Origin of the sequence: Paracoccus rhizosphaerae, assembly GCF_026162645.1 — a bacterium.
In the GTDB taxonomy this organism is placed as follows: Bacteria; Pseudomonadota; Alphaproteobacteria; order Rhodobacterales; family Rhodobacteraceae; genus Paracoccus; species Paracoccus rhizosphaerae.
On sequence record NZ_JAOTBE010000060.1, the window covers coordinates 1 to 20316 of the forward strand.

Genomic DNA, 20316 nt, shown 5'->3' on the forward strand with positions numbered 1-20316 from the left:
TGAAAGACTGGAGACGTGTCGCCACGCGTTACGACAGGTGCCCGGAGACTTACCTCTCCGCAATCGCATTGGCCGCGACCGTCATGTTCTGGCTGTGATCAAGAACGAGTCCTGACCCTAGTGAAGTTCCTACGGCGCGGTGCGTGACGCAATCCACGACAATCAGCGCCCCTGATCGTCAGGCCGTTACGCCCGGTTCCAGCTGGGCGCCCAGTGTTGTGGTCAGATGTTCAAGCGCTTCCACGCCCGTGACGATCCCCGGTGACAGTCGCAGGATAGCACCACGGGCATCGGCGTAGAGCCCCTCGGACCTGAGCGCCGCCAGCAGCGACTGCGGATCGATCGTCTCCGGCAGCCGGATCATCACGCTGCCCCCACGCTGCGTGCTGGCTGCGGGCGAGGCAAGGCTCAGGCCCTCGGCCAGCACCCATTCGCACAGCCGCGCGGTCTTCTGGATGTTGTCCTTTGCCAACGCCTCGACGCCCGTCTCGAGCACATAGCTCAGCCCGGGGATCGAGCCGACGGCAGGCAGAGGGGAAGGCGTGCCGTTGCCGAACCGGCGCGCGTCCGGAGCAAAGGCAAAACTGTCCAGATCCCAGTTGAAGGGGTTCGTTTGGCTGAACCAGCCGCGCAGCTCGGGGCTGCATTCCTCGATCAGCTGCGGGCTGACTTGCAGCACGGCGGCGCCGCTGACGCCGCCGAGCCATTTCAGTGATGAGCCGATGGTGAAATCGGCCCCGATCCGGGCGATGTCATACGGCCGGATGCCAATCCCTTGCGTCACATCGACCCCGACAAGGCTGCCCATGTCAGCGCCGTGCTGCACCAGGCGTTCCAGATCGGATAGGTGAGAGCTGGTCGAGGTGACCCACGTCAGCAGCGCCAGCCGCACGTTCCGATCCCAGAAGGCGATCATGCGATCGTCGCTGACCCACGCCTCGCCCTCGGCAGGCGAGACGGTCACAAGCTCTGCGCCCAGGCGGCGGACGACTTCGGCCAGCAGGAAATGGAGGGACGGGAAGCAATCCTGGGCGATCAGGACCTTCCCGTCCCGCAGCCGTCCCTCGGGTAGGGCGCGGACCAGATTGTAAAGCGAAGCTGTCACGCTTTCCGCCTGCGCCACGGTGCCGTCAGGAGCATTTAACACCTGCCCCCAAAGCTTCAGGAACGTAGCTTGCCGTTCTAGCGCATAGCCCCACTGGCCGTCATCCTCGGCAGACCACCTTGCGGCGTAATCTGCAAGGGCCGCACCTACCGCTTCGGACTTGCCGGGAAACATGCCAATGGAATGGTAGAGGAAATATCCGCTCATGCGCTGCCTCGATCAGGTTCTGCCCAAAAACTGCCGGACCCGCGCGCCGCCAGGCCGCGGCGCGGTTACTTAATTTAGGGCTAAAGCATATCTGGTGCAACAGCGGCGCTTCAGCTACCTGCAGGCTTCAGTCCTGTGACAAAAATTCAAGCAACAGATCATGGGTCGCGGTGATGTCGTCGGCCATGGCGGCCTTGAACCCGGCCTTGTCGCCGTCATCCAGCGCAGCGACCATCTGTTCATGATACTTCGTGAAGCCCGTCTTGTAGCTTGTCTGAAGCAGCTCGCTCATCTTGTCCGACAAATAGCGGACATAGGGGCCGCTGCGTAGCCACAGGTTCTCGATCTGGCTGACCAGAACCTCGTTTCCCGACGCGGCATAGATGCGGAAATGGAAGGCCCGGTTCGCGGCCAGCATCGCCACGATGTCCCCGCTTTCGCCGGTGGCCCGATGCGTCTCGATCAGCGTGCCAAGGGCCGTCCGGTCGTCGGCGGTGATCAGGTCGAACGCCGTTTCGGCGGTAGCCGGCTCGAGGATCAGGCGCGTCTGACGGATCTTGCGCAGTTCGTCGATATCGAGCGACGGGACGGTCGCGGTTCCCGCCGGTGAGATGCGCAAGGCGTTTTCGGCCGCCAGCCGTCGCAGGGCCTCGCGGATCGGCATGTGCGACGTCATGAACTTCTCGGCCAGAGCCGGAATGGTGAAGGCTTGCCCGGCCTCGAACGCGCCGCTGACCAGCGCTTCGCGCATCTGGTCATAGACCTGGTCCTGGACCGTCCGGCGTGTTTTGACTGGCTTGAAATCGGAAGTGAACATGAATGCCTGCTATCTAAGCTTCGGGTCGAGCCGGTCGCGGAGCCAATCTCCAACCACGTTCACGCTGACCACCAGGGTCACCAGAACAAGCGATGGAAACGCGACGATCCACCATTCGCCGGAAAACAGGTATCCATAGCCCACCCGGATCAACGTGCCAAGCGAGGGCTGGCTTGCCGGCATGCCGAAGCCCAGGAAGGACAGCGTCGCCTCGGTCATGATCGCAAAGGCGATGTCCATCGTGGCAAGGACGAAGACAGGGTTCAGCGAGTTCGGCATGATGTGCCGGAAAAGAATGCCTGCATGTCCGCGCCCGGACAGGCGCGACGCCATGACGTAGTTCTTTCCTGCCTCGGATATGACCGCCGCACGAACCAGCCGCGCGAAGTGCGGCCAGTGCGAAATCCCAAGCGCCAGCACGACAATGAAGAACGCGGCCTCCTCCTGCTGATTGACGGGCAGCATTGAGCGGGCAAGCCCGCCGATCAGCAGGGCCAGAAGCATCGCAGGGAAGGTGAACTGGATATCGGCCGCCCGCATGATCAGCGTGTCGGCCCAGCCCCGCGCATAGCCCGCGATCAGGCCCAGAAGCAGCCCGATGGTTACCGACAGCGCCACCGCCAGAAGCCCCACCGTGAGCGAGGTGCGAAGCCCGTACATCAGCAGCGACAAAAGGTCGGCGCCTTGGCTGTCAGTGCCCAGAAGATAGCGCGCGTCCCCCCCATTCAGCCAGCTTGGGGGAAGGTGGCTGTCAAAAAGATCCAGCGAGGCCAGATCGCTTGGGTCAGAGGGCGCAAACCATGGCGCCGCCGCAGCGACGACCACTAGCGCAAGCAGGATTGCCGCAGCGCCAAGCACCGCAGGTTGAGTTGCCATCGCGGTGACATGGTCGCGCATTCCTGTCATCGAACTCATCGCATCATCCTTCCGCCAGGCGAACCCGCGGATCCGCAAGCGCATAGAGCATGTCGACGATCAGGTTGATGCCGGCAAAGAGGCAGGCGATTAGCATCAGGAACGCCGTGATGACCGGGATGTCGGACTCGGTCAGAGCTGCAAGGAACATCGTGCCGAGGCCGGGCCACTGGAACACCTGTTCCACCACCACGGCGAAAGCGATGAGGTAGCCGATCTGGATCCCGCTGACGGTGATGATGGGCAGCAGGGTGTTTCGCAGGGCGTGCCGGAAATGCACGACGCGGTCGCGGATGCCGCGCGCGCGGGCGAAGCGGATATAGTCCATCCGCAGCACCTCCAGCATCTCGGCCCGGACAAGGCGCGCGACAAGCGCTACCTGAGAGATCGCAAGCGAGATGGCGGGCATGATCAACGCAGCTAGCCCCGAGGCCGTCAGAAGTCCCGTCTGCCACGCACCGATCGCCACAGTCTGCCCGCGTCCGAAGGATGGCAGCATGCCAAGCTGAACCGAGAAGACGAAGATCAGCATGATGCCCACAACGAAGGTCGGCAGCGACACGCCGACGACCGAGCCGGTCATCAGCGCGCTGGCCCAGCAGGACTCGCGCCAGATGGCCGCAACCACGCCAAGCGGGATGCCGATCCAGAGCGACAGGATCAGGGCCGAGATGGCAAGTTCGACAGTTGCTGGGATCCGCTCGACGATGATGTCCGCGACCGGGCGCTGTGCGCGATAGGACATGCCGAACTCGCCCTGAAGCGCGTCGCCGATGAAGGCGAGATAGCGCACCGGCCAAGGCTGATCGAGACCCATCTGCTCGCGCAGCGCCTCGCGCGCCGAAGCAGGCGCATCGAGGCCGAGGATTGCCGTGACCGGATCGCCAATCACCTCTCCAAGTTGGAAGGCGATCAGGCTGACGATGAAGACGACCAACACCGCATGGCCGACGCGTCTGGCGAAATAGACCGGGTTCATGTCCGCTTCTCTCCGTGCGGCATTATGACTTTCGGCAGGGCAGAGGTCACTCCGTTCCCACCGTCACGTCGCTCAGGACGACCGCGCTGTCGGCGCGGACCGACGCATCGACCTTGTCCGCCATTGCCCAGATCAGGAAAGGCTGGTGCAGGTAGATCGCGTGCTGCTGTTCTTGGGCGATCCGAAGCCCTTCACGATAGAGGGCGGCACGCTCGTCGGGATCGAATGTCGATACCAGCTTCTCGAACACAGCGTCGAAATCCGTATTGCTCCACATGGCCCAGTTCTGCTGGCCCAGCCCGCTTTCGTCGTCGCGGGTGTGGAGGATGGCCCCGAAGACGTCCTGAACGTCCCCGGAATTGCCAAGTGCCCCGATCAGGTGGAACGAGCTGTCCGGGCCGTTGACCAGCATCCGTGCAAATTCGGGCCAGACCATGCCGTTTACGGTGACTTCAATCCCGACCCGCGCCAGAAGCGACGCTGACGCGCGGCAAATCTCTTCCGTGTTGACATAGCGTTCCAGCGGGCAGTTCAGGGTCGTCCTGAAACCGTCCGGATAGCCGGCCTCGGCAAGCAGCCGCTTCGATTCCTCCAGATCGACCCCCAGATCCTTCTCGAGATCCTCGGCATAGCCCTGGAACCCCGGCGCGGCCGGCATGGAGATGGGACGCGCATATCCGCGCATGACGCGCGAGACGATCGCCTCGTTGTCGATCGCCAGGGCGATCGCACGCCTGACCCGGACATCCTTGAACGGATTGCTGTCCAGCGGCTGCCCGTTCTTATCGAAGGACGCCAGCGCAACGTCGCGCGTCCCATCCATCTCGAGCCCCATATAGAGGCGCTGCGGCCCGTCGGCCACCTTGAAACCGGCGGTCTCCTCGACGCGCACGACGTCCTGCAAGGGAACGTCGGTGATCAGGTCAACCTCGCCGGACAGAAGCGCGGCCAACCGCGTCGGGGCCGAGGTGATCGCGACATACTCGGCCCGGTCTACGTTGCCGGTGAAGTCATCCCACCAGTCGTCGTTGCGCACGAACACCGTCCGCTCGCCGGGGACCTGCAGTTCAAGCTTCATCGGCCCCGTGCCGTTGGCATGGCGCAGCGAATAGGATTCGCTCGACGCCGCCCCCAGGTCAGGGACCTCCACGACGTCGTTGGCTTCGGCCCAGGCTTTCGACATGACGAACAGCAGCGACAGCTTGACCGGCATGACGGCATCCGGCTGCGCCGTGACGATGTCCACTGTGGTCGCATCGACGACATTGGCTTCGGTGATCTGACCGAAGAGCGACTTGTAGCGCGGCGACGAGGCCTGACGCATGATTGAGAAGGACACGTCCTCGGCGGTCATAGGCGTTCCATCGTGGAACGTGACGCCCTCGCGCAGGGTCAGGCGCCAGGCGGCATTGTCGATATACTCCCATTGCGTCGCGAGACCCGGCACCAGCTGCGATTTGGCATTGAGTTCGATCAGGCTCTCATAGGTTTGCCGGGCGATTGCCGTCGTGACGAAGTCGTTCGTGGCGTGAGGGTCGAATGTCAGCGGGGCGGTGGCGCCTGCGTAGCGCAGGTTTTCGGCAAAGGCGCCCTGCGCCAGCACCGTCGTCAACGCAAGACCTGCAAGGATGAGAGAATGGGATTTCGGCATCATCGTCTCCTGTTGGTAGCGCCACCTTGCCACAAAACTAGCGTTGATCAAACGATATTTACATCTGATGATCGTATGTGGCATGTCTTGTTCAAGGAAGCATCAGGAAAGGCTGGTTCATGTCCGTGTTCACGACCCAGGCTGCCGCTGGATCCCCGGTGCTGACGGTGCGGGGACTGGATGTCGTGCTGAAGCGCCGCGGGGCCGATCTGCCGATCATCCGCGACGTGTCCTATGATCTGCGCGCGGGCGAGATATTGGGCATTGTTGGGGAATCCGGCGCCGGCAAGTCTATGTCCGGCAATGCCGTTGCCGGTCTGCTTCGCCTTCCGCTATCAGCTTCGCGCGGAGAGGTGCGGCTGAACGGCGACCGAATCGACACCCTGTCGCCACGCCGCATGGCCGACATTCGCGGCAAGCGGATTGCGATGGTCTTTCAGGACCCGCTGACGTCGCTCAATCCCGTCTTCACCATCGGCGCACAACTGATCGAAACGATCGAGCGGCATACAGCCGCGCGTGGCAAAGCCGCCAAGGCGCAGGCCGTGTCCCTTTTGGAGCAGGTGGGTATTCCAGCAGCAACGAAGCGGCTGAGCCAATACCCGCACGAGTTCTCGGGCGGCATGCGACAGCGCGTGGTCATCGCTCTGGCCCTTGCAGGAGAGCCGGACATCCTCTTTGCGGACGAGCCGACCACAGCTTTGGATGTCTCAATCCAGGCGCAGATCATCGCACTGTTCCGCCGTCTCTGCCAAGAGAAGGGGCTGGCGGCGGCGCTGGTGACCCATGACATGGGCGTCATCGCGCAAGCCACCGACCGCATGGCGGTGATGTATGCCGGACGCATCGTCGAGACCGGCACCACCGCGCAGATCCTGCACCGGCCGCGGCATCCCTACACGTCGGCGCTGATGCAATCGATCCCGCAGATCGGCAAGCGCCAGCACCGCCTGCCGCAGCTGCAGGGGGCGATGCCGCGTCCCGGCAGCCTGCCGCAGGGCTGTGCGTTCTCGCCTCGTTGTGCCCTCGCAACTGCCGGATGCCTCAAGGCGGTGCCGCCTATGTCCGGGCCCGAGGATCATCAGGCGGCCTGCATTCACCCGCTGAACCGGGAGGCGAGCGATGTCTGAGCTGGCAACACCCTTGATCGACGTGGCGGACCTCGGGCGCACCTACGGCGCCGAGGCGGGGTTTTTGAACCGTCTCCTTGGCAGGAAGCCGCGGCAGGTCAGGGCCGTTCGCGGTGTCGACTTCCAGTTGATGCCAGGCGAGACGCTGGCGCTTGTCGGCGAGTCCGGCTGCGGAAAATCCACCATCGCCCGCTGCGTCGCCGGCCTGGAGACGCCGAGCGACGGCGTCGCCAGCTATCGCGGCCAGTCCATGGACGTGATCGCCCGCCGTTCTCTGCCCGAGCGGCGGGATGTGCAGATGGTCTTTCAGGATCCCAATTCTTCGCTGAACCCGCGTTGGCGGGCCGGAGAATCCATTGCCGAACCGATTCGCGTACTCGGGATCGAGTCGGGGCGCGCCAAGATCGCCGCGCGTGTTGCGGAGCTGCTGACCCAGGTCGGGCTGTCCCCCGAGGATGCCGAGAAGTATCCGCACGAGTTTTCGGGTGGTCAGCGCCAGCGCATCGCGATCGCGCGCGCGCTGTCGACCCGGCCCAGGGTCATCATCTGCGATGAGCCGACTTCGGCGCTGGATGTTTCGGTGCAGGCCCAGATCCTCAACATGATGAAGGATCTGCAGGACCAGTTCGGCATGTCCTACCTGTTCATCACGCACGATCTGGGCGTGGTGGACCATATCGCCGATCGCGTGGCCGTCATGTATCTCGGCCGCATCGTCGAGATCGGACCGCGCGATCGCATCTTCGAGCGGCCGCGCCACCCCTACACGCGCATGCTGATGGAGGCTGTTCCGGCGCTTGGTCCGATGACGGATGCGCCGCCGCCATTGGGAGAACTGCCCGATCCCGCCAATCCGCCAAGCGGCTGCCCGTTCCGGACGCGATGCCGCCATGCCGAGGCGCAATGCGCGCAGAACGTTCCTGCGCTGAGGTCGCTTGACGGGCGTCAGGTCGCCTGCCTTCGAGCGGAGGAGATCGCATGAACGCGACCTCCTCGCTTGGCTCAGTGCTGAAGTCGCGCGGTCACTTCGATCTCGACCTTGATCTCGTCGTTGACGAAACCGCAGATGACGGTCGTGTTCGTGGGGCGCGGATCGCGGAAAACGGTGCCAAGATGCTTGGCGATCGGAATAATATCCTCGCGGCGGGCGACATAGACCCGGAGCGACACGATATCCTTCAGGGTGCCGCCGGCTTCCCCCAACGTCGCCTCGATGATCTCCAGCGACTTGCGGGTCTGGGCAACTGCATCGTCGGCATCGACCTCGCCTTCCACATACCCTGCGGTGCCGGAGATAAAGACCCAAGGTCCATCGACCACTGCACGCGAATAGCCGCCGATTTTTTCGAAAGCTGAACCTGATGAAATTGCATAGCGCATGTCGAATCTCCATCTGTATATTTGATCAAACGATCATTTGCAGTCATGTGCATGATCGTCAAGGCAGCGTCTGATGGTCACGGGTCAACATAAGGACACGCTGTGGCGTCGGACGTCGCGTGCCGCACCGCTGAGGACGCAGGACCTGCCCGACCACGCCGAGGTTGCGGTCATTGGCACAGGCTTCACGGGGATGACCGCTGCCTATCACCTTGCCAAGGCCGGCAAGCGCGTGACGATTGTTGACGCAGCCGATCTGGGTGAGGGGGCGAGCGGCCAGAACGCCGGCTTCGTCGTGCCGAACTTCGCCTTGGCCGATCCGGATGCCGTGGAGAAGGCACTGGGCGCAGAGAAGGGCGGAGCGCTTCTGGACTTGGTCGGGGGCGGCGCGGATGCGGTCTTCGACCTGATCCGGCAAGAGGGCATCTCATGCGACGCTGCCCAGACCGGCTGGCTGAACCCGGCCGCCGGCAAGGCAAGCGCCGAGATGCTGCGGGCGCGTGCCGCCAAGTGGCGCGCGCGCGGCAGGTCCGTTCGCTTCCTTGACCGGCAGCAGATTCAACAGCAGACAAGCATGTCCATCTATGATGGCGCTCTGCTGGACGAGAGCGGCGGGACCATCCACCCGCTCGATTACCTTCTGGGACTTGCTGCCAGCGCGCAGCGCCACGGCGCCACCATTGTCCCCCGGGCGCCAGTCGTAGAGCTTCGGAAAAGCGGAAACGGTTGGCGGCTGCAGTTCGAGAGTGGAGAGATCCTTTATGCGGCGCAGGTGCTTCTCTGCACCAATGCCTTCACCATGGGTGCGGCGGGCCAGCTTGGACGGGCGACCGTTCCCCTGCGGGTCTACCAGGTGGCAACGCGGCCGCTGGATGCCGCCACCGTGGCGCGCGTCGCGCCCGACCGCCGGCCCGTCGGCGACACGCGCAAGAACCTGTTCACCTACCGGCTTGACCGGGACAACCGGCTCATCTCGGGCGGCATGGCGGCTGTGCCGCTTGGTGCGCGCCAGAGGCTGGGGCAGGCCATTCTCAAGCGCCTCGCGAGCGAACTGAGGCTGGATCAGCCGCCGCAACTCGAGGTGACCTGGACCGGCGTGGCGGCGATGACCCCGGATTTTCTGCCGCGTGTTCATTGTCTGGGCGAGGGCGCTTTCGCGGGGATCGGATGCAATGGCCGGGGCATCGCGATGACGGCCCAGCTGGGGCGCGTGCTGGCCGACGCCGTCCTCGGCACGCCGCCAGAGCAGTTGCCCGTGCCGGTCCGGCCGCTGCGCCGCATTCCTTTCCATGGACTGACGCCACTCGCCGCATCCGCTGGCCTGATGAAGGCGCGTCTGACGGACATGCTGACACGAGACAGGAACTGACATGACATCGACCGAAATCATATCCCTGGACCTTCGCAGCGACGAGCCTTTCGCGGAAGGCGCAGGCTTTGGCGAAACCGGCCCTTACCGGTTGATCAAGGGTCGCGCCCATCTTGCAATCCGTCCTGAGGATATCGGAGCGGACGGGTTCTATCAGCGCGATGCCGTCACGACGGATAAGGTCGGCCGCATCTGCGCGACGTCCGACCTGTTCATCCTGGCACCGCAGGACCCGGCCCGTGGCAATGGCACGCTGCTGTTCGAGTTCATCAACCGCGGCAACAAGCGGGCGCTGCAGTTCTTCAACGAAGGCACCCCCGGCAACGATCCCCGCAACGCGGCGGATGCGGGCAATGGCTGGCTGATGCGGCAGGGATATACGCTGGTCGTCGTGGCTTGGCAGGGCGATGTGCTGCGGGGCGACGGGCGCATGACGGCAGATCTGCCGGGCTTCACCGACGACGCCCCGACCCGCATCGCAGCCGAGTTCATCGTCGAGGATGAAAGGACGCGCTTTCTGCCCCTGTCGACCAAGACCGGCACCCGAAGCTATCCGGCAGCCTCGCTGGACACCACGAAGGCCCGCCTGACCCGCCGCCGGTATCCCGGCAGCCCGCGGGAGGAGATCCCGTCCTCGGCCTGGGCGTTCGAGCGGATCGACGGCGACGCGGCGGGTCTGGGCGGCGGCGACATCATGGCAGCCGAGCAGGCGATCGTTCCCTGCAGCCGCCACATCCACCTGTTCACTGGGTTCAAGCCCGGCTGGCTGTATGAGCTGGAATACGATGCCACCGACGCGCTGGCGCTGGATGTCGGCTTTCTCATCGTTTCCGAAACTGTCGCGTTTCTGCGTCATGGGCAGCAGGGCAACCCGCTGGCGGGCACCATCCGCAACGCGATCGGGTGGGGACGGTCCCAGTCCGGGCGCGCGATCCGCGACTTCCTGTGGCGGGGCTTCAACGCGGACCATCAGGGCCGGCAGGTGTTCGAGGGGATGCTGCCTCACATCGCGGGCGGCGGCAAAACCAACATGAACCGCTACACCAACCTGGTCGTCGCCGCTTCCCGGCAGCACGAGGACAATCACAACCCGTCGGACCAGTTCCCGTTCTCGTATGCGGAAAGCACCGATCACCTGACCGGCAAGACGGACGCCATCCTGCGTCATCCGACAACGGACCCGTTCGTGATCCATACGCACACAGCCTCGGAATACTGGTACCGCCGCGGATCGCTGGTGCACACCGACACGCAAGGCAATGACCTGCCGCAGCCGGAGAAGGTGCGGATCTACAGCTGGGGCAGCTCCCAGCACTGGGCCGATACCCGTGCCGGAAAGCCCGTCAAGGGGCCGTGTCGGGACTATTTCAACAATGTCTACACGGCGCCCTTCTTCCCGGCGACGCTGCAGATGATGCGCGGCTGGATCGTGGCTGGCGCCGCGCCGCCGCCGTCGCGCATCCCCACGGTTGCGGATGGTACGCTGGTCACGGTCCAGGCCTATCGTGACCGGTTCCCGGATCTTCCCGGAACCATCGTTCCGCTGCGGGCGAATGATCTGCCGCGCATCGACTATGGTCCGGGCTTCGAGGCCGGCGCCGCAATCGCCCATCCGCAAGAGGTGACGCAGGATCAATATGCCGTTCTGGTGACGGCGCCGGATGCTGTGGGCAATGACTCGGCGGGACTTCTTGCGCCGATGGTGCAGGCGCCGCTTGGCACCTACACCGGCTGGAACATCCGCGCGCCCGGTCATGGGCATGGCATGATGCTGACCTTCATGGGCAGCTACATTCCGTTCCCGGAGACCTCCGAGGAGGCGGCGCTGACGGGCGACCCTCGGCCCGCGATCACCGCGACCTATCCCACGGCACAGCATTACACGGATGCCATCATGGCAGCCACGGACCGCCTGATCGCCGACGGCTTCCTGCTGCCCGAGGCGCGGGCGCGCTTCCTTCAGCTGGCGCAGAATTACGGCGCCATCAATCACATTCACCGCATCTGAACAGGCATACCGATGAAACACCTTGCCAAGCGCATTACCCAGACCTCGCCCAAGTCCTTCGGGATGTATCAGAAGGCGGCCTCGTCGGGGCGGGACGACCTGATCCACATGGAGCTTGGCCGACCCTCGGCTGATACACCCCAGCATGTGAAGGACGCGACGATCCAGGCGATTCGCGATGGGAAGGTGCACTACTCGGACCTTCCGGGGCAGCGGCACCTGCGTGAGGCTCTGGCCGACAAGCTGCGCCGGAAGAACGGTATGGATGTGGGGGCGGACCGCATCATCGTCACGAACGGCCTGACCCACGGCTCTTACGCCGCGATCATGGCGTTTCTGGACGACGGGGACGAGGCGATCCTGCTCGAGCCCTACTATCCCCAGCACATCGGGAAGGTAGAGCTGGCCGGCGCGACCCCTGTCCTCGCGCCGCTGGACGCTGCGAACAACTTCGGGATCGATCCCGCTGCCATCGAAGCGAAGATCAGCGACCGCACCAAGATGATCGTGCTGATCAACCCGTGCAATCCGACGGGACGCGTTTATGAGCGTGACGAGCTTCAGGCCTTGGCCGACCTTGCGATCAAGCATGACCTGATCGTTCTGTCGGACGAGGTCTACGAAGACATCCTGTTCGACAACGCGGAGCATATTTCCATCGCGTCCCTTCCGGGGATGGAAGAGCGCACCGTCTCTCTCTTCGCCTTCACAAAGAGCTACGCAATGGACGGCTGGCGGATCGGCTACATGGTCGCGCCCGAGGCCGCGATCGGGGCGCTGCTGAAGATCACGGCGAACGACGTCACCCATGTGAACACCTTCATCCAGGAGGGGGCGCTGGCAGCGGTGCAGGGCGATCCCGCGATCCTGGCCGCGCTGATTGCTGAAGATGCCGAGAAGCGGCAGATCGTCGTCAGCAGCCTGAACCAGATGCCGGGGATCACCTGCAAGTGGCCCGAAGGAACCATCTACGCTTTCCCGAACATCTCCGGCACGGGCCTGGCCGCGCAGGATTTCGCGGACCAGCTGCTGGAAAAGACCGGCGTCGTCGTCGAGGCGGGCAGCTTCTATGGCGCGACGGGCGAGGGGCACATCCGCGTCTGCTTCGGCTCGATCAGCCACGACACGGCCGAGCAGGCGATGAGCCGCATCAAAAGCTTCGTCTCGGCCTTGCAGGGCGTGGAAGCATGAGCGGCTTCGACTATTTCGCGCAGATGGCCGAACATGCGTTCGGCTGTCGCTGCACCACGGCGCTGCTGCACCATGCGGAGGACGCCGAAAGGCTGTATTCGTCGGACCCTGCCTTCGTGTCGCCCGTAGGGCGGAAGCGGTTTGCGAATGCCCCGGCGATGGCGCAGATGAAGGCCGAAGCCGCGCCGCAATGCTTTGAGGGTGAGCTGCAGATCCGGGCCATGTTCGCCGAGGCCGACAAGTTGATCGACAGCGGGTTTCTATGCCTCTTGAACCTGCCCGTGAAGGATGCGAACGGCCGCCTGCAGGGGCAGGTCAATCTTGCGCTGCCTGAGGGCCGGTTGGATTCGGAAGGTATGGCGGCTCTCGCGGCAGAAGCGCAGAAGCTTCTGCCTCTTTTTATGGCAGCACGCCGTGACCGCTAGGGAAGGTGGGCAAGGGTCAAGCCGTCACTCTACCAGCTGTGACGGCTTGTCTTTCCAACGAAACTCCTCCCATACCTAAAGTTCTTTTTGGCCTGAGAAGTAAGCGAATACCGAGTATCTTGCCACACCAGTAAAAAATTATTGTGTATTTGAAACTCATAGGTATCGTTTGATCAACTTCGGACAAGCAGCTCAAGCCAGGCGGAAGATCCGGCAGGGCGCAGACACAGAGTGAGGTACAGATGACCCTGCACAAGATCCTACTGCTTGGCACTGCGATGATGGGGCTGACGGCCGCCCAAGGCGCGGCGCAGCAGGCCGATAACGCCGTGCGCTTCGCCTATGATCAGGCGCTCGAGAGCCCCGATCCCTATTTCACCACGCTGCGCTTGGGCGTCATCCTTGGCCGCAATGTGTGGGACACCCTGGTCATCCGGAACCTTGAGACCGGCGAGTTCGAACCGCTTCTGGCAACCGACTGGACATGGGCGGATGATGAGACGCTGGAGCTGACCTTGCGCGAGGGCGTGACGTTCCACGACGGGTCCAGCTTCGACGCGGACGATGTCGTCTATACTTTGTCCTACGTCTCGGACCCGGCGAACCGCATCGTATCGCAGCAGATCGCTGACTGGATCGACAGCGTCGAGAAGACGGGCGACTACTCGGTCCGGATCCACACGAAGGGCCCCAGCCCGGCGGCGATGGAATTCCTTTCCAGCCAGCTGGCGATCGTGCCGGACGGCTACTATTCCGGCCCGGCCGGCGCGACCGAACAGGCGCTTCCGATGGGCACGGGGCCGTTCCGCTTCGACAGCTACAGCGCCGGCGGGGAAATCGTTCTGGCGCGGAACGAGGACTATGTCGGCAGCGAGTTCAAGACCCCGGCCTCGCTTGACCGCATCTCGATCCGGACGATCCCGGATCAACAGACCCAGATCGCCGAGCTGATGTCCGGCGGCCTTGACCTGACGATGGGCCTGCCCCGTGATCAGGCAGAGATGCTGGCCCAGATGCCGGGCGTTGCGGTCGAAAGCGGTGAGACGATGCGGATCGTCTTTCTTCAGATCGCCACCTCCGATGAAAGCAGCAACGAGGCGTTGAAGGACATTCGGGTCCGCAAAGCCTTGAACCACGCGATCGACAAGCAGGCGATCTCGACCAATCTCGTGGGCGAGGGATCGAACGTCATCAACGCGGTCTGCTTCATCGACCAGTTCGGCTGTACGGAGGAGGGGGTCACCGCATACGACTATGACCCCGACACCGCGCGCGCCCTTCTGGCCGAGGCGGGTTATGGCAACGGTCTGACCCTGCGACTGCATGCCTATCGCGAGCGACATATCTCGGAAGCGATCATCAACTACCTTGCAGAGGTGGGCGTGACGGTCGAGCTGAACTACATGCAACCCGCCGCGATGCGCGACGCGATGCGGTCGGCTTCAGTCGATCTGGCGCAGAATGCCTGGGGCTCGTATTCGATCTACGATCTGTCGGCCTCGACCCCCGTCTACTTCGGCGGCCAGCCCGACGACAACAACCGCGACCCCGAACTGATCGAGATCCTGACCGAAGCCGAGAGCGTCATGGACCCCGACGCCCGGAAAGAGCTATATGCGACCGCGCTGCGCCGGATCGCGGACGAGGCTCTGGCAGTCCCGATGTTCACGCTGCCGGTCTACTACGCCGGCGCCGAGGGCCTGAAGTTCGAGACCTACCCGGACGAGATCCTGCGCTTCTGGGAATACAGCTGGCAATAGATCGACCTACCGCTGCCGGGTACAGCGTGCCCGGCAGACACCAGTGCCGGAAGGAACTGCCGAAATGCTGATCTACATCCTCAAACGGCTCGGGCTTGCCGTACTGGTCGCGCTGTGCGTGTCGGTGCTGGCCTTTGCGCTGCTGCGTGTGCAGGGCAACGCCGCGAGCGCCTTGGCCGGCGAAGGCGCAAGTGCGGAAGACATCGCCATCATCATCCGGACGCACGGGCTCGACCGGCCCGTCGTCGTCCAGTACCTGACATGGCTCGCGAATGTACTTCAAGGTGACCTCGGAACGTCGTACTTCTTCAAGCGTCCGGTGGCCGAACTGATCGTGTCGAAGATCGGCAACACCGTCATCCTTGCGATCATGTCGCTTGCCATCGCCCTGACGCTTGCTGTGCCGCTTGGCGTTCTTGCGGCCGTCTATTCGGGAAGCTGGATCGACCGGATCTGCTCGGGAATCTCGCTTCTGGGCCAGGCGCTGCCGTCGTTCTTTCTGGCGCTGTGCCTTGTGATGCTGTTTGCGATCCATCTGCGCCTGCTTCCCGCGTCAGGGGCGCAGACCTGGCAGCACTTCATCCTTCCAGCCGTGACCCTGGGCTACTACATCACCCCGCCCTTTATGCGCCTCGTGCGTGCTGGGATGATCGACGCCCTGTCGAACGACTACGTCCGCACTGCCCGTGCCAAGGGCATTCCGAGCCACAAGGTCGTTCTGAAACATGCGCTGCGAAACGCCTTGGTGCCGGTGGTCGGCCTCGTGACTGTGCAGCTGGGCCTGCTGATCGGCGGCTCGGTCGTGATCGAGTCGATCTTCGCGCTCGATGGGCTGGGCTACCTGGCCTACCAGTCCATCGGATATCGCGACTTCCCCGTTCTGCAGGCCGTCGTCCTGCTGCTGTCGCTGGTCTATGTGGTGCTCACGCTTCTGTCCGATGTCGTGAATGCCTGGCTGGACCCGCGCCTGAGAGTGAGCTGATACATGACAGATACGACGCCGACTGCCAGCATCCCAACCCCTGGTGCCAGCATGAAGTCCCCTTCGCGCCTGTCGCTGCGCCGCATCGCCGAGCAACCCTCTCTTCTCGTGGGCGGCGGTATTGTGGTGCTGATGATCCTGATTGCGATCTTCGCGCCGCTGCTGGCGCCGCATGACCCGTTTGTCCAGAACATCGCAGCCAGAACCGTTCCCCCCGTCTGGTACGATGGCGGCAGCTGGGAGCATATTCTCGGGACCGACCAGCTTGGCCGGGATTACCTGTCGCGGCTGATCTACGGCGCGCGCATTTCCTTGTTCATCGGCTTTGCTGCCGTGGCCATCGCCGGCGTGATCGGCACGACCCTTGGTCTGCTAGGCGGCTATTTCGGCGGCCGCGTGGACATGGTCGTGACCTTCCTGACCACGGTGCGCCTGTCGCTGCCGATCATTCTGGTGGCCTTGGCGATCGTCGCGATCTTCGGTGGGTCGGTGACGATCGTGGTGATCGTGCTTGGCCTGCTGAAATGGGACCGCTTTGCTGTCGTCGTTCGGGCCACGGCGGCGCAGATCAGCCGGCTGGACTACATCAATTCGGCCAAGGCGGCCGGCGCTTCGACCTTCTACATCCTGACTCGGGAGGTCCTGCCCAACCTTGCCCCGCAGCTGATCGTCATCGCCACGATTGAAATCGCTTCAGCCATCCTGATGGAAGCGGCGCTGTCTTTTCTGGGGCTGGGCGTGCAGCCTCCGACGCCCAGCTGGGGCCTGATGATCTCCGAGGCGAAGAACTACATGTTCTTCTCTTTCTGGCTGATCGCCATCCCGGGAACCGCACTTGCACTGCTCGTCTTCGCGATCAACCTCGCGGGAGACGGGCTGCGTGACCTGATCTCGCCGGACGGGAGGGGCTGATGGGCGCTTTGTTGACGGTCGATGACCTGCGGGTCGATATCGCGACGCCGCGCGGAACCCTGCGGGCGGTGCGCGGCCTGACCTTCTCGGTCAATGCGGGTGAGACGCTGTGCATCGTCGGCGAGTCCGGCTGCGGGAAGTCGATGACCTCGCTGGCGCTGATGGACCTTCTGCCGCGTGTCGCGAAACGCTCGGCCGCGACGCTGAACTTTGCTGACACGGACCTTTCGGACCGTCGCAAGGCGCGGAGGATCCGCGGCAACCAGATGGCGATGATCTTCCAGGAGCCGATGACGGCGCTGAACCCCGCCTTTCCCATCGGCGACCAGCTGACCGAGGCCTACCTGCACCACAAGGGCGGCAGCCGTGCCGCCGCCCGGGCGCGGGCGGTCGAGATGCTGGATCTGGTCGGCATCGGGTCGCCCGCCGAGCGTCTTGGCCAGTATCCGCACCAGCTTTCGGGCGGGCTGCGTCAGCGCGTCATGATCGCGATGGCCCTGATGACCGACCCCAAGCTGCTGATCGCGGACGAGCCGACGACGGCACTGGACGTCACCATTCAGGCCCAGATCCTGCGGCTGCTGCGTGACCTGCAGCAGAAGCTGGGGATCGCCGTGATCTTCATCACGCATGATCTTGGCCTCGTGTCGCGGATCGCCGACCGCGTGATGGTGATGTATGCCGGTGCCATGGTCGAGGAGGGAACGGCCGCGCAGATCTTCGGCGCACCGCGGCACCCCTACACGCAGGCGCTGATCGAGTGCATTCCGCAGCCCGGCCGGACCGCGCGCGGCACGCCCTTGGGCACCATCCCCGGCGTGGTGCCATCGCTTGTCGGCCAGATCGAGGGCTGCGTCTTCCGCAGCCGCTGCCCCTTGGCCCGCAGGGAATGTGAAAGCCATGTGCCGACGCGCGGCGCCGAAGGGCATCGGTGGGTCTGCGTCGATGATGCCCCTGCGCCCGCGCTGGAAGGGACCACAAGATGAGCATGACCCCGATCCTCGAGACGCGGAATCTGCACCGGCGCTTCCGGGTCAGCCAGGGCCACTTCAAGCCGAAGGCGACGCTGCAAGCCGTAAATGGCGTCGATCTGAGCGTGCAGCGCGGCGAAACGCTTGGCATTGTCGGAGAGTCCGGCTGCGGCAAGTCCACCTTGGCGCAGATGCTGCTTGGGCTTCTTCCCGCGACCTCGGGCGAGGTGCGGCTTGATGGTCGCCCCATCGCGGATCTGCGGCGTGTCGATTTTGCGCGCCGCGTTCAACCGATCTTCCAAGACCCGTTTTCCTCGCTGAACCCGCGCAAGACGCTGCTGGACATCGTCACGATGCCGCTCAGGGTGCACGCCATAGGCTCACGCGCCGAGCAGGAGGCAAGAGCCCGCACCTTGATGGACCGCGTCGGCCTGCCGGCAGGCTTCGCCGATCGCTATCCAAAGGAGCTGTCGGGTGGCCAGCGGCAGCGCGTGGCTATTGCCCGCGCGCTGGTCATGCAGCCGGATGTCGTGATCTGCGACGAGCCGACCTCGGCGCTGGATGCGTCGGTGCAGAGCCAGATCCTCAACCTGCTGATGGAGCTGAAGGCGGACTTCGGGCTGACCTATGTCTTCATCTCGCACAACCTGTCGGTGGTCGAACATATCGCGGACCATGTCGCGGTGATGTATCTGGGCCGCGTGGTCGAGAAGGCGCCGGTCGATGCCATCTTCGACGCGCCGCAGCATCCCTATACACGCGCGCTTCTGGACAGCGTGCTGACGGTGGCACCCGATGCAGGCGTGCCGGAACTTGCGCTTGGGCCCGGCTTTCCCAACCCCCTGCGCCCCGCGCCGGGATGCCCGTTCCACCCGCGCTGCCCCCGCGCGTTCGAGCCGTGCAGCACCATCCCGCCGACGCCGGTCCCGGCCGAAGGCCGCGGCGCCGCCTGCCACCTGACCGAAATGACGCCCCGCGGTGCTGCGGCGTGAAAGGCCCGGACATGAACGACAACACCTCGACTGCAAGCCGCGACACGGCGATCTCCGTGGCGCTGGATCATCTGGCTTCCGGCCGGTTCGAGACTGATCTGGCCCGCCGGGTCGCGATGCCCACCATTTCGCGCGAGGCGGCGCACAAGCCCGATCTCGACAAGTACATGACGGACGAGATGATCCCGCTATACAAGAAGCTGGGCTTCGACTGCCGGCTTCTGCGCCACGACGCGGCACCGGGACCGTTCCTGCTGGCAACCAGGATCGAGGATGCCTCGCGTCCGACGGTCCTGATGTATGGTCATGGCGATGTCGTGACCGGCGTTCCTGAGATGTGGAGCGATGGCCTATCGCCCTTCACCATGTCCGAGCGGGACAGTAAGTGGTACGGGCGCGGCACCGCCGACAACAAGGGACAGCACTCGGTCAATCTGGCCGCACTCGAGGCGGTTCTGGCAGTCCGGGGCAAGCTGGGCTTCAACCTTAAGTATCTGGTCGAGATGGGCGAAGAATACGGCTCCCCGGCCTTGGACGCCATCTGCAAGGAACATGCAGCAGATCTGGCGGCGGATGTGCTGATCGCCTCGGATGGGCCGCGCATGTCGCTGGACAAGCCGACGATCTTTCTCGGGGCGCGCGGCGGCATGAACATCCATCTGCAGGTGGACGCGCGCGACGGCTATCACCACTCGGGCAACTGGGGGGGCTTGCTTGCCAATCCGGGGGTCGAGATGGCGCATGCGATTGCAGCACTCATCGGCCCGACGGGCGAATGTCTGCTTCCAGAACTGACGCCGGGCCGGATCCCCGACAATGTCAGGGCCGCGCTGAAGGACTGCGTGATCGAGACGACCGAAGGCGACCCCGATCTGGACCCTTGGTGGGGCGCGCCCGGCTTGACGCAGGCCGAGCGGGTGTACGCGTGGTCGACGCTCGAGGTGATGGAGATCGAGGTCGGCAACATCCAGAAGCCGCTCTATGCCATTCCGCCCTGGGCGAAGGCGCGGCTGCAGCTGCGTCACCCGGTCGGCGTGGATACCGATGCAGTTGTCCCCGCCGTCAGGCGCCGGCTGGACGAGATGGGGCTGCAGCGTGTGCAGATCGGTCCGTCGCCGGACGCCTCGTTTCCTGCAAGCCGCTCGAACCTGGACGGACCTTGGGTCCGGTTTGCGATCGCGTCCATTGAGCGGACAATGGGACAGCCGCCTGTCGTTCTGCCAAATCTAGGTGGCTCGCTTCCCAATGCGATTTTCACCAACACGCTCGGGTTGGCGACGATCTGGGTCCCACACTCCTACCCAGGTTGCCGTCAGCACGGAGCCGACGAGCATCTGCCGAAGACGATTGTGCAGGAAGGGCTGAGAATCATGGCGGGGCTATTCTGGGATCTCGGCGAGACCTAACAAGCCGCTAAAAAAGTCGGGCCTCGACGCTCATCGCAGAACATGATTCCTCGTCACCACTGGATGGACGGAGGTGGCGATGCGCGGAACGGACAAGATGACGGGCTCACTGTTCA

The 20316-nt window shown here is 64.1% G+C and carries 18 protein-coding genes and 1 pseudogene; 13 read left to right on the plus strand and 6 right to left on the minus strand.

Translation table 11 applies throughout. The features are described from left to right. Positions 1-98: pseudogene (locus OC184_RS15990) on the plus strand (IS5/IS1182 family transposase); the annotation flags it as partial. An 80-nt stretch (positions 99-178) separates the two neighbouring features. On the opposite strand, the gene OC184_RS15995 reads toward OC184_RS15990, so the two are convergent. The 5 genes from OC184_RS15995 to OC184_RS16015 all read right to left on the minus strand — a co-directional run bounded on the left by OC184_RS15995 (position 179) and on the right by OC184_RS16015 (position 5674). After that, positions 179-1312 carry an aminotransferase class V-fold PLP-dependent enzyme gene (locus OC184_RS15995; protein WP_265508171.1) on the minus strand — a complete coding sequence of 378 codons (1134 nt, stop codon included), beginning with the start codon at positions 1310-1312 and terminating at the stop codon, positions 179-181. 127 nt (positions 1313-1439) lie between these two features. Further along, positions 1440-2129, minus strand: a complete 690-nt coding sequence (locus tag OC184_RS16000; protein ID WP_265508172.1) for a GntR family transcriptional regulator — start codon at positions 2127-2129, stop codon at positions 1440-1442. 9 nt (positions 2130-2138) lie between these two features. Next, entirely contained in the window at positions 2139-3044 is a 906-nt protein-coding gene (locus OC184_RS16005; protein ID WP_265508173.1) for an ABC transporter permease, read from the minus strand. A 4-nt stretch (positions 3045-3048) separates the two neighbouring features. Further along, entirely contained in the window at positions 3049-4023 is a 975-nt protein-coding gene (locus OC184_RS16010; RefSeq protein WP_265508174.1) for an ABC transporter permease, read from the minus strand. 46 nt (positions 4024-4069) lie between these two features. Then, positions 4070-5674, minus strand: a complete 1605-nt coding sequence (locus OC184_RS16015) for an ABC transporter substrate-binding protein (protein ID WP_265508175.1) — start codon at positions 5672-5674, stop codon at positions 4070-4072. 119 nt (positions 5675-5793) lie between these two features. Here OC184_RS16015 and OC184_RS16020 point away from each other — a divergent pair, with 119 nt between their 5' ends. Further along, entirely contained in the window at positions 5794-6804 is a 1011-nt protein-coding gene (locus OC184_RS16020; protein WP_265508176.1) for an ABC transporter ATP-binding protein, read from the plus strand. Then, the gene (locus tag OC184_RS16025) at positions 6797-7786 is read left to right on the plus strand and encodes an ABC transporter ATP-binding protein (protein WP_322630216.1); all 990 of its coding nucleotides are present in this window, start codon (positions 6797-6799) and stop codon (positions 7784-7786) included. The genes OC184_RS16020 and OC184_RS16025 overlap by 8 nt, the downstream gene beginning before the upstream one ends. A 20-nt stretch (positions 7787-7806) precedes the next feature. Here the strand turns inward: OC184_RS16025 and OC184_RS16030 are convergent, their stop codons facing one another. Beyond that, positions 7807-8184, minus strand: a complete 378-nt coding sequence (locus OC184_RS16030) for a RidA family protein (RefSeq protein WP_265508177.1) — start codon at positions 8182-8184, stop codon at positions 7807-7809. 73 nt (positions 8185-8257) lie between these two features. Between OC184_RS16030 and OC184_RS16035 the strand changes: the two genes are divergently transcribed. From OC184_RS16035 to OC184_RS16080, 10 genes are all read left to right on the plus strand, one after another. Beyond that, positions 8258-9553, plus strand: coding sequence for an NAD(P)/FAD-dependent oxidoreductase (locus tag OC184_RS16035; RefSeq protein ID WP_265508178.1), 1296 nt, complete (start codon positions 8258-8260; stop codon positions 9551-9553). 1 nt (position 9554) lies between these two features. Continuing rightward, the gene (locus tag OC184_RS16040) at positions 9555-11561 is read left to right on the plus strand and encodes an alpha/beta hydrolase domain-containing protein (protein WP_265508179.1); all 2007 of its coding nucleotides are present in this window, start codon (positions 9555-9557) and stop codon (positions 11559-11561) included. 12 nt (positions 11562-11573) lie between these two features. Continuing rightward, positions 11574-12752 (plus strand): pyridoxal phosphate-dependent aminotransferase, encoded by a 1179-nt coding sequence (locus OC184_RS16045; RefSeq protein WP_265508180.1) that lies wholly within the window; start codon positions 11574-11576, stop codon positions 12750-12752. Between the two features lie 158 nt (positions 12753-12910). Next, entirely contained in the window at positions 12911-13177 is a 267-nt protein-coding gene (locus OC184_RS16050) for a hypothetical protein (protein WP_265508181.1), read from the plus strand. 242 nt (positions 13178-13419) lie between these two features. Continuing rightward, positions 13420-14937 (plus strand): ABC transporter substrate-binding protein, encoded by a 1518-nt coding sequence (locus OC184_RS16055; protein ID WP_265508182.1) that lies wholly within the window; start codon positions 13420-13422, stop codon positions 14935-14937. 64 nt (positions 14938-15001) lie between these two features. Further along, positions 15002-15919 carry an ABC transporter permease gene (locus tag OC184_RS16060; RefSeq protein WP_265508183.1) on the plus strand — a complete coding sequence of 306 codons (918 nt, stop codon included), beginning with the start codon at positions 15002-15004 and terminating at the stop codon, positions 15917-15919. Between the two features lie 3 nt (positions 15920-15922). Continuing rightward, positions 15923-16831, plus strand: coding sequence for an ABC transporter permease (locus OC184_RS16065; protein WP_265508184.1), 909 nt, complete (start codon positions 15923-15925; stop codon positions 16829-16831). After that, a complete protein-coding gene (locus tag OC184_RS16070; protein ID WP_322630217.1) occupies positions 16831-17817 on the plus strand; it encodes an ABC transporter ATP-binding protein in 987 nt (328 codons plus the stop codon). The genes OC184_RS16065 and OC184_RS16070 overlap by 1 nt, the downstream gene beginning before the upstream one ends. Beyond that, complete coding sequence (locus tag OC184_RS16075; protein WP_265508185.1) at positions 17814-18794, plus strand: ABC transporter ATP-binding protein; 981 nt, start codon at positions 17814-17816, stop codon at positions 18792-18794. Before OC184_RS16070 ends, OC184_RS16075 begins: the two co-directional genes overlap by 4 nt. An 11-nt stretch (positions 18795-18805) precedes the next feature. Beyond that, positions 18806-20200 carry a M20 family metallopeptidase gene (locus OC184_RS16080; RefSeq protein ID WP_265508186.1) on the plus strand — a complete coding sequence of 465 codons (1395 nt, stop codon included), beginning with the start codon at positions 18806-18808 and terminating at the stop codon, positions 20198-20200. Positions 20201-20316 lie beyond the last annotated feature (116 nt).